The 11,801-nt window shown below is 68.3% G+C and carries 7 protein-coding genes; 6 read left to right on the plus strand and 1 reads right to left on the minus strand.

The genetic code is table 11. The features are described 5' to 3' along the window. The first annotated feature begins 69 nt into the window (after positions 1-69). The 6 genes from ABD974_RS00225 to ABD974_RS00250 all read left to right on the plus strand — a co-directional run bounded on the left by ABD974_RS00225 (position 70) and on the right by ABD974_RS00250 (position 9,511). Positions 70-1,473, plus strand: a complete 1,404-nt coding sequence (locus ABD974_RS00225) for a GntP family permease (RefSeq protein ID WP_345301263.1) — start codon at positions 70-72, stop codon at positions 1,471-1,473. 176 nt (positions 1,474-1,649) lie between these two features. Continuing rightward, positions 1,650-2,468, plus strand: a complete 819-nt coding sequence (locus ABD974_RS00230; RefSeq protein ID WP_345301264.1) for a 3-hydroxybutyrate dehydrogenase — start codon at positions 1,650-1,652, stop codon at positions 2,466-2,468. 243 nt (positions 2,469-2,711) lie between these two features. Next, positions 2,712-4,526, plus strand: coding sequence for a DUF1800 domain-containing protein (locus tag ABD974_RS00235; protein WP_345301265.1), 1,815 nt, complete (start codon positions 2,712-2,714; stop codon positions 4,524-4,526). Between the two features lie 9 nt (positions 4,527-4,535). Continuing rightward, on the plus strand, positions 4,536-6,047 hold the full coding sequence (locus tag ABD974_RS00240; protein ID WP_345301266.1) for a DUF1501 domain-containing protein: 1,512 nt from the start codon (positions 4,536-4,538) through the stop codon (positions 6,045-6,047). A 166-nt stretch (positions 6,048-6,213) separates the two neighbouring features. Continuing rightward, positions 6,214-8,007, plus strand: a complete 1,794-nt coding sequence (locus tag ABD974_RS00245) for a DUF1800 domain-containing protein (RefSeq protein ID WP_345301267.1) — start codon at positions 6,214-6,216, stop codon at positions 8,005-8,007. Between the two features lie 10 nt (positions 8,008-8,017). Next, a complete protein-coding gene (locus ABD974_RS00250) occupies positions 8,018-9,511 on the plus strand; it encodes a DUF1501 domain-containing protein (RefSeq protein WP_345301268.1) in 1,494 nt (497 codons plus the stop codon). Between the two features lie 16 nt (positions 9,512-9,527). Here the strand turns inward: ABD974_RS00250 and ABD974_RS00255 are convergent, their stop codons facing one another. Beyond that, a complete protein-coding gene (locus ABD974_RS00255; RefSeq protein ID WP_345301269.1) occupies positions 9,528-11,639 on the minus strand; it encodes a TonB-dependent receptor family protein in 2,112 nt (703 codons plus the stop codon). Positions 11,640-11,801: the final 162 nt, after the last annotated feature.

Genomic DNA, 11,801 nt, shown 5'->3' on the forward strand with positions numbered 1-11,801 from the left:
TCGCACGCCGCTGCGTCCGGCTTCGCGGGCATGCGTATGCCCGCCCCATGCACTTTCCGGCGTCCCTCCATGTCCTTTCTGATCGTCCTGGCCGCGCTCTGCTTCCTGATGTTCGTGGCCTACCGCGGCTACAGCGTCATTCTCTTCGCCCCGATCGCCGCGCTCGGCGCGGTGTTGCTGACCGATCCGTCGCTGGTGGCGCCGATGTTCACCGGCCTGTTCATGGACAAGATGGTCGGGTTCCTGAAGCTGTATTTCCCGGTATTCCTGCTCGGCGCGATCTTCGGCAAGCTGATCGAGCTGTCGGGTTTCTCCAAATCGATCGTCAAGGCGGTGATCGGATTGCTCGGCACCGAACGCGCGATGCTGTCGATCGTCGCGGTCTGCGCGGTGCTGACCTACGGCGGCGTGTCGCTGTTCGTGGTGGTGTTCGCGGTCTACCCCTTCGCCGCGGAACTCTTCCGCCAGGGCGACATCCCCAAGCGACTGATCCCGGGCACCATCGCGCTCGGCGCGTTCACCTTCACCATGGACGCGCTGCCGGGCACACCGCAGATCCAGAACATCATCCCGACCTCGTTCTTCGGCACCACCACCTGGGCCGCGCCCTGGCTCGGCACGATCGGCGCGGTGTTCATCCTGATCGTGGGCATCACCTATCTGGAATGGCGCAGGCGCGCGGCGAAGCGCAACGGCGAAGGCTACGGCGACCCCGCGACCCTGCTCAACGAGCCGGCCGCGTTCGCCGAGAGCCGGCTCGCGCATCCGCTGCTGGCGCTGACCCCGCTGGTGCTGGTGGGCGTGGTCAACAAATTGCTGACGCTGTGGATTCCGGTGGTCTACGGCACCAGCCACGAATTCGTGCCGGCGGTGATCGGCAAGGCCGCGCCGGTGGTGCAGGAAGTCTCCAAGGTCGCGGCGATCTGGGCGGTGCAGGGCGCGCTGCTGGTCGGCATCGCCAGCGTGCTCGCGCTGGCGTGGAAGCCGGTGACCGCGCAGTTCGCCGAAGGCGCGAAGAACGCCATCGGCGGCGCGATGCTGGCGGCGATGAACACCGCTTCGGAGTATGGTTTTGGCGCGGTCATCGCCGCCCTGCCCGGCTTCCTGGTCGTCGCGAACGCGCTCGGCTCGATCCCCAATCCGCTGATCAACGAAGCGATCACCGTGACCTCGCTGGCCGGCATCACCGGTTCGGCCTCCGGCGGCATGAGCATCGCGCTCGCGGCGATGGCCGAGACTTTCATCGCGAACGCCAACGCCGCGAACATTCCGATGGACGTGCTGCACCGGGTGGCGTCGATGGCGTCGGGCGGCATGGACACGCTGCCGCACAACGGCGCGGTGATCACCCTGCTCGCGGTCACCGGCCTGACCCATCGCCAGGCCTACAAGGACATCTTCGCCATCACCCTGATCAAGACCGCCGCGGTGTTCGTGATCATCGGCGCGTTCTACGCGACCGGGCTGGTGTGAGCCCCGGCACCCCATGCCGGCACCCCATGTAGGAGGGCCTTCAGGCCCGAGCCTTTTTTCGATCTGAAAAGCCCAAGAGCTCGGGCCTGAAGGCCCTCCTACGGGAGGATGCCTCACCGGGCAGCGCCACCCCGCATAATTTCCAGCATCCGCCCCCACTTCCCGGACACTACGCCATGGCCGACCGTTTCCTCGCGTCCCGCACCGCCCTCGTCACCGGCAGCACCTCCGGCATCGGTCTGGCCATCGCCTGCGGTCTGGCCGCCGCGGGCGCGAAGATTGCGATCAACGGTCTCGGCTCCCCGGAGCAGATCGACGCCGCACTGCAGGCCGTGCGCGACGCCGGGGCCGCCGACGTGCGCCACTTCGGCGCCGACCTGCGCGACCCGGAGCAGATCGAAGCGATGATGGCCGCGATCGACGCGTGGTCGCCGCTCGACGTGCTGGTGAACAACGCCGGCATCCAGCATGCGGTGCCGCTGGCCGAGATGCCGACGCAGAAGTGGAACGACATCCTCGCGATCAATCTCAGCTCGGCGTTCCACAGCATGCGTCTGGCGATGCCGGGCATGGCCGCGCGCGGCTACGGCCGGGTGGTCAACATCGCGTCGGTGCACGGGCTGGTGGCGTCGGTCAACAAGGCGCCGTACGTGGCGAGCAAATTCGGCATCGTCGGCCTGAGCAAGGTCGCGGCGCTGGAATACGCCGCCGCCGGCACCCGCGACAGCGGCGGCATCACGGTCAACTGCATCTGCCCGGGCTGGGTGGAGACGGCGCTGATCGAGCCGCAGATCGAAGCCCGCCGGCACGCGCTCGGCAACCCCGGCGCCACCCGCGACGACGGCGTGCGCGCGCTGTTGTCGGAAAAGCAGCCGAGCCTGCGCATGTCCCTGCCCGAAGACATCGCCTCGATGGTGCTGTGGCTGTGCCGCCGCGAAGCGCACAACGTCACCGGCGCCTCGTTTCCGATCGACGGCGGCTGGACCGCGCAGTAAGCGGCTTGGCGCCGCCACACCGCGCGCATTCACGCATATCCACGTGGAGAAACGCTTCGCGCACGCACTGCCACGTTAAAAATTCGTGATTCATCCGAATCGCGCAAATCACAACCGTGACAGGATTCGCGCCTCCGCATTCGCCGTCATGGATCGCGTCGGCTGCTGTGGCAAGCTGGCTCGGGGATTCGGAATCGCTTCATCTTCGCGCCTGCCGGCCAGCCACGCTCCGGAGTCATCGCCATGCCCAGACCGACGCTTACCGTGTCCCGACGCCGCAAGCTGTTCGCGGAGATCGCCCGCCGCAACGGCATCGTCGGCCGTCTCCGTTTCCAGCCGCTGCGATTGCTGCAGCCCGAACCGGCCCCCGAAATCGCGGAGGTCGTCGAGCAGGCGCCGACCGGCACCGCGCGCACGCCGATCATGGCCGGCCCCGGCACCGCGCAGATCTCGCGTCCGCGCCTGCTGACACTGCAGCGCGCGCCGTTCGCGGTCCGGGTGCTGAACCATCTCACGACCGGCGCCACGACCGCTTCGGTCGCCGAATTCAACGCGCTCGGCGCGAACGACCTCGCGCGGCTGACCGCCTTCGTCGACCGCCAGCTCAACCCCACCGCCATCGACGACAGCGCGCTGACCGCGCGGCTCAACGGCGCCGGCTACACCACGCTGGACAAATCCCTGACCCAGCTGTGGGCCGATCACCGCCTCGTCACCACCGACAGTTCCGCGCCCGCGCGCGAAACCCAGCGCGCGGCGCTGGTGCGCGCGGTGCATTCGCGCCGGCAACTGCAGGAAACGATGGTCGATTTCTGGCAGAACCACTTCAACGTCGCGATTTCCAATTCGTCCGCGCAGCCGGTGTACGCGCACTACAACCGCGACGTGATCCGCGCGAACGTCTTCGGCAATTTCCGCACGATGCTCGAAGCGGTGGCGCAGAGCACGGCGATGCTCTACTACCTCAACAACGCCAGCAATTCGCGCTCCGGCCCCAACGAGAACTACGCTCGCGAACTGCTGGAACTGCACACGTTCGGCGCCGAGAACTATCTCGGGTTCGTGAATCCGTTCCAGGTGCCGCCCTGCCCCGAAGATCCGAACTATCCGATCGGCTACACCGACCTCGACGTGTACGACACCGCTGCAGCGTTCACCGGATGGACGGTGAAGAACGGCGGCAACGGCTTCCCGGCCGAGAACGACGGCACCTTCGCCTATCGGCAGGCGATGCACGATGCCGGGCCCAAACTGGCGCTGGGCATGTACATCAATCCGGAACAGCCGGCGATGAAGGACGGCCGCGACATTCTCGACCGCCTCGCCACGCATCCGCGTGTAGCCAAGTACATCTGCAAGAAACTGATCCGCCGTTTCGTCTCGGATACGCCGCCGCAATCGCTGATCGACAGCGCCGCCGCGATCTTCCGCAGCAACTGGCAGCAGCCGAACCAGATCGCGCTGACCCTGCGTCACATCCTGCTGTCGGATGCCTTCATCCACGGCTGGGGCATGAAGAACCGGCGTCCGTTCGAGCTGATGGCCGCCGCGCTGCGCGTCTGCGGCAGCGACTGGACGATCAAGGGCATCAGCGAGAGCCGCAGCAACGATTTCATGAGCCGGCTCGGCACCACCGGCCATGCGCCCTACGACTGGGCCGCGCCGAACGGATATCCGGATGTCGGCGTCACCTGGTCGGGTTCGAACAACATGGTCAGCACGTGGCGGATGCTCAGCTGGCTGACAGAAGCGCAGGATACGGATACCGCGCTCACGCCGCTGCTGCCGATCCTCGCGCTCAGCCGCGCCGAAGTGCCGGTGTGGACCGCGAACAATCTGGTCGATTACTGGTGCCGGCGGATCCTGGGCTACCTCCCGGTCGCATCGCGGCGGCAGGTGCTGGTGGCGTTCATGGCCCAGAACGGCGACCCCGCGACCTACGTGATCACCGATACCGACACTTCGGCCACCACCGATCTGAAACGTCATTACAACCAGCAGCGTCTGCGCAGCCTGGTGTCGATGATCCTGATGTCCCCCGAATTCATGAGCCGCTGAGGAGATCCCATGAAGACCTCTGACTCGAATGGGCACGGCCTCGATCGGCGCGAATTCCTCAAGGGCTGCGGCGCGGGTGCGGCGATCGCCGCGGCCGGCCCGACCCTGCTGTTCTCGCAGGAAGCGCATGCCGCCGAAAATCCCTTCGACACCGTGGTCGTCGTGTTCCTGCGCGGCGGCATCGACGGTCTGAACCTGGTGCCGCCGGTCTCCGGCAACGATCGCGGCTTCTACGAGGAGGCGCGGCCGACCCTGCGCATTCCGGTCAGCGGCGATCCCAGCGCACTGCCGCTCACGCTCGCCAACGGCACCGCCACCGGCTTCGGCCTGCATCCGTCGGCGGTCGGCCTGCACGAGATCTGGAATCTCGGCAAGCTGGCGATCGTGCAGTGCTGCGGCATGCCCACCGTGGTCACGCGCAGCCATTTCGATGCGCAGGCCTATCTCGACCTCGGCACGCCGGGCAACCTCAACGTCGCGACCGGATGGATGACGCGCGCGTGGGACACCCGGCCCGCCGGCGGCATCGGCGGCACGATGCCGCTGCTGGCGGTGGCCAGCCGGCAGCCCGCCAATCTGCGCGGCTCCACCGAAGCGCTGTCGATGCCCAGCCCGGGCGATTTCTCGCTCAGCTCGGGCGCACCGCAATGGCGGGCCTATCGCAGCGGCATGCCGGTCGGCACCCGGGGGGTCACCGAAACCATGGCCAGCCTGTGGGCCGGCCAGAGCGGCGTCGAAATCGCCGGGCTGCGCGCCGACGCGTCGATGCAGCTGATCGCGCAGCAGGGCTACACCAGCACCCTGCCCACGGCACCGGTGGCCTGGCCGACCAGCACCTTCGCGCGCCAGCTGTGGACCGTGGCGCAATCGATCCGATTCAACCTCGGCCTGCGTTACGCCGCGATCGACCTCGGCGGCTGGGACACCCACGAAAACCAGGGCACCACCGGCACCAGTTTCTACTCGAACAAGATCACCGAACTCTCGCAGGGACTCGCCGCGTTCTTCAACGAATTGAACGCCACCGGCGAGATGGGCCGCGTGACCGTGATCGTGCAGTCGGAATTCGGTCGCCGCGTGCGCCAGAACGGCAGCGGCGGCACCGACCACGGTTACGGCAATCCGCTGCTGGTGATGGGCGGCCCGGTCAACGGACGCCGGCTCTACGGCCAGTGGCTCGGCCTGAATCCGGAAACCCTGTCGCCCTATTTCGGCGATATCCCGGTGACCACCGATTTCCGCCGTGTCTTCAGCGAGCTGGTCATCCGGCGCATGGGCAACAACCGGCTTGGCGACGTGTTCCCGGGCTACACCGGATATTCGCCGCTGGGTGTGTTCCAGGGCAGCGATTTGGTGCCGCAGTACGTAGCGACCGCATCGCAGCCGATGACCGCGCGCCTGCCCGATCACCCGCAGCCCGCCTACGGCAGTTCGCTGGAAACCTCGCGGGCGCTCCGCGCCCGCGAACGCGACCGGCAGCACTGGATCCGGCGCCTGTTGGCGGCGCTGGGACTATCCTGAGGCCTTCGGCGAACGTGCGGAAACGCGCAGACGCCGCAGAGGCATCGCCATCATCGCGGATCGCGCCATGTATCGCGGTTCGCAACCGGTTCCGCGGGCCTGCGTCTGCGGAATCGCACTTCCGGTGCGCTGATCCGCACTGGACCCGTCGCGACTTGGAGCCCCCATGCCCAGACCGATCTCGAAGCCTCTCCGTGGTCTCCGCAAGACCGTCTACGCCACCATCGCGAAGCGTCATGGCATCCGCGGCGCGCTGCGCTTCCAGTCCGCGCCGCCGCGCGCGCCGGAAGAAGCGGTGCCGGATGACATCGCAACCGGCTTACCATCGATCACGGCGCCCGGCACTTCGCGGCTCTCGCGCGGGGCGCTGCTCACGCTGCAGCGCGCGCCGTTCGCGGTGCGGGCGCTCAACCATCTGACCTTCGGTGCGACCCCGGCGCTGATCGCGCAGTTCAACGCCCTGGGCGCGAATGACTCCGCGCGGCTCACGGCCTTCGTCGACCAGCAGCTCAATCCCGCCGCCATCGACGACAGCGCGCTCGATGCCCGCCTCGCCAGCGCCGGTTACACCACCCTCGGCAAAAGCCTGACCCAGCTGTGGGCCGATCACGTCGCCCCGGATCCCGCCTACGACGTACGCATGCGCCCGGCCTGGGAAGTGCAGCGCGGCGCGCTCGCGCGCGCGGTGCATTCGAAGCGCCAGCTGCAGGAAGTGATGGTCGGGCACTGGCACAACCACTTCAACGTGACCGTGAGCGACTATTCCGCCGGTCCGGTCTACGTGCATTACCACCGCGACGTGATCCGCGCGAACGCGCTGGGCAATTTCCGCACGATGCTGGAAGCCGTCGCCCAGAGCGCGGCGATGATGTATTACCTCGACAACGCCTCCAACACGCGTTCGGGACCGAACGAGAACTTCGCGCGCGAGCTGCTGGAACTGCACACCTTCGGCGCCGAGAACTATCTGGGCTTCATGGACCCGTTCCAGGTGCCGCCATGTCCGGAGGACCCGAGCTATCCGCTCGGCTACACCGATGTGGATGTCTACGAAACCGCCGCCGCGTTCACCGGCTGGTCGATCCGCGACGGCCACTGGCAGTTCCCGACCGAGGACGACGGCACCTTCGTCTATCGCCAGGCCTGGCACGATGCCGGCCCGAAATTCGTGCTCGGCAAATTCCTCAATCCGGAACAGCCGGCGATGAAGGACGGCCGCGACATCCTCGACCGCGTCGCCAGCCATCCGCGCGTGGCCAAGTTCATCTGCAAGAAACTCATCCGCCGCTTCGTGTCGGATACGCCGCCGCAGTCGCTGATCGACAGCGCCGCCGCGATCTTCCGCGCCAACTGGCAGCAGCCGAACCAGATCGCGCTGACCCTGCGCCACATCCTGTTGTCGACCGCCTTCATCCACAGTTGGGGCACCAAGAACCGCCGGCCGTTCGAACTCGCCGCCGCGGCGCTGCGCAGCATGGATTCGGACTGGACGCCGCGGGTCGGCGACGCCAAGAGCGACGAGATGTTCTGGCGCATGAGTTTCACCGGACACATGCCCTACGAATGGCCGTCACCGAACGGCTATCCGGACGTGGGCCTCGCCTGGTCCGGATCGAACAGTTACGCCATGACCTGGAAACTGCTGAACTGGATCACCGAAACCGCCGACGGCACGACGCCGATGGCGCCGATCCTCGCGACCACGCGCAGCGGCGTGACCAATTGGACCGCCAACAATCTCGTCGACTTCTGGTGCCAGCGCATCCTCGGCTATCTGCCCGCGGCGTCGCGTCGGCAGACGCTGGTGGCGTTCATGGCGCAGAACGGCGATCCGGCCACTTACGTCATCACCGACACCGACACCTGGGCCGCGAGCGATCCGAAGCGGCACTACAACCAGCAGCGACTGCGCAGCCTGGTCTCGCTGATCCTGATGTCGCCCGAATTCATGAGTCGCTGAGGACACCGCCATGACCCATTCCAGACTCGATCGGCGCGAATTCCTCAAGGGCTGCTGCGCCACCGCCGCCATCGGCGCGGCCGGACCCAGCCTGCTGTTCTCGCAGGAAGCGCAGGCCGCGGTGAACAGTTACGACACCGTGGTGCTGGTGTTCCTGCGCGGCGGCATGGACGGGCTGAACCTGGTGCCGCCGCTCGCGGGCAACGATCGCGGGCATTACGAAGAAGCGCGGCCATCGCTGAACATCGCCGCCAGCGGCGCCTACGGCGCGCTGCCACTGACGCTCGCCAACGGCACCGCCACCGGCTTCGGCCTGCATCCCTCGGCCACCGGTCTGCGCGACATCTGGGACGCCGGCAAACTCGCCATCGTCCACAGCTGCGGCATGCCGACGGTGGTCACCCGCAGCCATTTCGACGCCCAGCTGTTCCTCGACCTCGGCACGCCCGGCAATCAGGGCGCCGGCACCGGCTGGATGACCCGCGCCTGGGCCACGCAGCCCGGCATCACCGGCACCGAGACCATGCCGCTGCTGGCGGTCTCCAACCGGCAACCGGCGAACCTGCTCGGCGCGACACAATCGCTGGCGATGCCCAGCCCCACCGACTTCTCGCTCAACAGCGGCGCCTGGCAATGGCAGCAGTTCCGCAGCGGCATGCCGGCCGGCACCAAGGGCTTGAACGAAACCCTGACCGGCCTGTGGAACGGCCAGACCGGCATCGAGCTGGGCGGCCTGCGCGCCGACAACGCGCTGCGGGTCATCGGTGCGCAGGGCTACACCTCGACCCTGCCCGCCGCCTGGCCGACCACCAACTTCGCGCGCCAGCTGTGGACGGTCGCGCAGTCGATCCGTTTCAACCTCGGCCTGCGCTTCGCCACGCTCGACCTGGGCGGCTGGGACAGCCACGACGGCCAGGGCACCGCAGGCAGCGGCTACCACCTGTTCCAGAACAAGATCGCGGAACTGTCGCAGGCGCTCACCGCGTTCTACAACGAGCTCAACGCCACCGGCGAAATGGGCCGCGTGACCGTGATCGTGCAGTCGGAATTCGGTCGCCGCGTGCGCCAGAACGGCAGCGGCGGCACCGATCACGGCTACGGCAATCCGCTGCTGGTCTTCGGCGGCCCGGTCAACGGCCGGCGTTTCTACGGCCAGTGGCTGGGCCTCGATCCGCAGGTGCTGTCGCCGTATTTCGGCGACATACCGGTCACCACCGATTTCCGGCGCGTGTTCTCGGAACTGTCGATCCGGCGCATGGGCAACAACAAGCTCGGCACCGTGTTCCCGGGCTATGCCGGCTACAGCCCGATGGGCATTTTCCAGGGCAGCGATCTCGTCCCGCAGTACACCGCGGCCGCGCCATCGCCGATGACCGCGCGCCTGCCCGCGAACCCGCAGCCGGCCTACGGCAGTTCGCTGGAAAGTTCGCGCGCGATCCGCGCCCGCGAACGCGATCGCGACCACTGGTTCCTGCGGATGCTGGCGGCGCTGGGGCTGAACTGAGCGGCGGACGGCGCGCTTACCGCGCGCCCGTCCATCCCAAACCGAGCGTGAATCCGCGCCCAGCCCCGGGTTCGAAGAAGCGGCCGTTGCCTTCGTTGACGATCACCGAGCCCGCATGGCGGCGGTCGAACAGATTGTCGATGCGCACGAAGGCATGCCAACCGCCTTCGCGCGCGCGCCAGCGTGCGCGCCAGGCGAAGCGCGTATTTCCGCCGGCGGCATCGGTGTTGCGGTCGTCCACCGCGATGTCGCCGACCGCGCGCGATTCCAGCGCGCTGGACCAGCGTCCGTCGCCCGAGCGCCATTCGAGTTTCGCGAACAGATCGCCGCGCGGAATGCCCGGCACGCGGTTGCCGGCCTCGACCTCGCGACGTTCGTTCTGGACCACGAACGCGAAGCCGTCGGCGAAACGCGCATCGATCCAGCTCGCGGCGACGGCATAGCGCCAGCGCGCGCCCAGCGCGCCGGAGGCGCCGAATTCGACACCCTCGCGCCGGGTCTCTCCGGCGTTCGCGAAACTGGCGCGACCGCCGCGGTTGAGCGCCGGCACGATTTCGTCGCGGCCGTCGATGCGATAGGCCGCGATCGAGGTTTCGCCCCACGCACCGCGCCAACGTGCGCCCAGCTCGAACGACTGCGTGCGCGATGCGCGCAGTGCGCGGTTGAAACCGGCGCTGCCGTCGGGGCGATACGCCATCTCGTTGAGCGTCGGCGTTTCGAAGCCGCCGCCGAGGCTGGCGTAGGCTTCGCCGCGCGCGAAGCTGCGCACCGTGCCGAGCGACCACGCGGACGCCGCGTCGCGGCGTCCACCGCTGTCGTCGCCGTTGGCGAGGAAGCGGTCGTCGCTGTCGAAGCGCAGACGCGAATGTCGCGCGCCGGCCAGCAGCGACCAGTCCTGCGCGAACCGCAGGTCACCGGAGAGCGCGAGATCGAGGCTGTCGAGGAGGTTGCGCTCGTCGCGACGCAGCCGGCCGCGCACGCCGAGCGCGAGGCCGACGAAGTTTTCGTAACCGCGGCGGATTTCGCCCAGTCGCGTCGCTTCGATCCCGATCGCGAAACCGCCGCGCGCGCCGCGCCAGCGCCGCCCGATGTCGATGCCGTCCGAATCGCGATGCAGATCGACGACGCCCCCGGCGCTGCCGGGCGCCGATTGCGCGGCCACCGGCACGGCGAGAAATTGCTCGATCCCGCGCCGCGTGCGATACGCCGAGACCCACCATTCGCCGCGCGCATCGTCGCGGCGCCAGCTCGCGCCGAGCTGATCCTCCTCGACGGTCTTGCGGGTATCGAACTGCAGGGCGACCGGATCGGTGCCGCCGGCGTCTCGCTCGAACGCCGCGCGGGTCAGGCCGAGCGGATCTTCGGCCAGCGGCTGGCGCAGGCCGTTGTAGATCACGCGCAGGCGCTGGTCGGCGCGCGGCGACCATTCGCCGATCGCATTGAACTGCCGTCGGCGCGCGGCGCCGTGCGCGCGCGCGCCGGCGGTCGCGAACGCGCTCGCCGACGCGCGCCAGCGCCAGGCGTCTTCGTTCTGGCCGCCATCGACGCGCAGACCGATCCGGCGGCTGTCGTCGTTCCCGGCCCAGAGATCGAACCCGACACCCGGCGGCGCATCGAGCACGCTCTCGCCGACGATCGCGCCACCGGCGGCGTTGCCGTACTGCAGCGCCATCGGCCCACGCAGCACCTCGATGCGATCGAGCGACGACAGCGGAAACGCCGCGGCCTGGCCCTGCCCGTCCGCGGCGCTGGCGGGAATGCCGTCGACGATCAGACGGATGCCGCGGATGCCGAAGGTCGAACGCGCGCCGAAGCCGCGCGACTGGATCTGCAGGTCCTGCGCGTAATTCTGTCGATCGAAGGCGGTGAAGCCAGGCACGCGCTGCAGCGCTTCGGAAAGATTCACCTGGCGCTGGCCATCGCGCAGGACATCGCCGCGCAGCACCGTGGCGGAACCGGGCAGCGCCTCCGGCGCGCGCGGCTGGCCGGCGACGCGGATGGTGTCGAGTTCGCGCGCATCGGCCGCGCGCGCATCGCCCGCGTTCGCTTCATCGCCGGCATCGGAACGCACCTGCGCCTGCGCATGCATCGCGAACAGGCAGGCCAGCGTGAGCAGACAGGTGCGCATGCGGTGGATTGTCACACGGGGCGCGATCGCGACGCGCGGCCGCGGATGCTGTTCGCATGGCTGCCGTCGGCATGTATGCCGCCTGCGCGGATGCAGCCTGTCCGGATTCCATGGTCTGGATTCCATGACCCGGAAACGACGATGCCCGCCATTCGCATGGCG

Origin of the sequence: Lysobacter hankyongensis (assembly GCF_039543145.1) — a bacterium.
Lineage (GTDB): Bacteria > Pseudomonadota > Gammaproteobacteria > Xanthomonadales > Xanthomonadaceae > Lysobacter_I > Lysobacter_I hankyongensis.

What these genes read in the sequence shown, in the direction of transcription:
- ABD974_RS00225 (WP_345301263.1), top strand. Translation starts at nt 70, where the DNA reads ATGTCCTTTCTGATCGTCCTGGCCGCGCTCTGCTTCCTGATGTTCGTG.
- ABD974_RS00230 (WP_345301264.1), top strand. Translation starts at nt 1,650, where the DNA reads ATGGCCGACCGTTTCCTCGCGTCCCGCACCGCCCTCGTCACCGGCAGC.
- ABD974_RS00235 (WP_345301265.1), top strand. Translation starts at nt 2,712, where the DNA reads ATGCCCAGACCGACGCTTACCGTGTCCCGACGCCGCAAGCTGTTCGCG.
- ABD974_RS00240 (WP_345301266.1), top strand. Translation starts at nt 4,536, where the DNA reads ATGAAGACCTCTGACTCGAATGGGCACGGCCTCGATCGGCGCGAATTC.
- ABD974_RS00245 (WP_345301267.1), top strand. Translation starts at nt 6,214, where the DNA reads ATGCCCAGACCGATCTCGAAGCCTCTCCGTGGTCTCCGCAAGACCGTC.
- ABD974_RS00250 (WP_345301268.1), top strand. Translation starts at nt 8,018, where the DNA reads ATGACCCATTCCAGACTCGATCGGCGCGAATTCCTCAAGGGCTGCTGC.
- ABD974_RS00255 (WP_345301269.1), bottom strand. Translation starts at nt 11,639, where the DNA reads ATGCGCACCTGTCTGCTCACGCTGGCCTGCCTGTTCGCGATGCATGCG.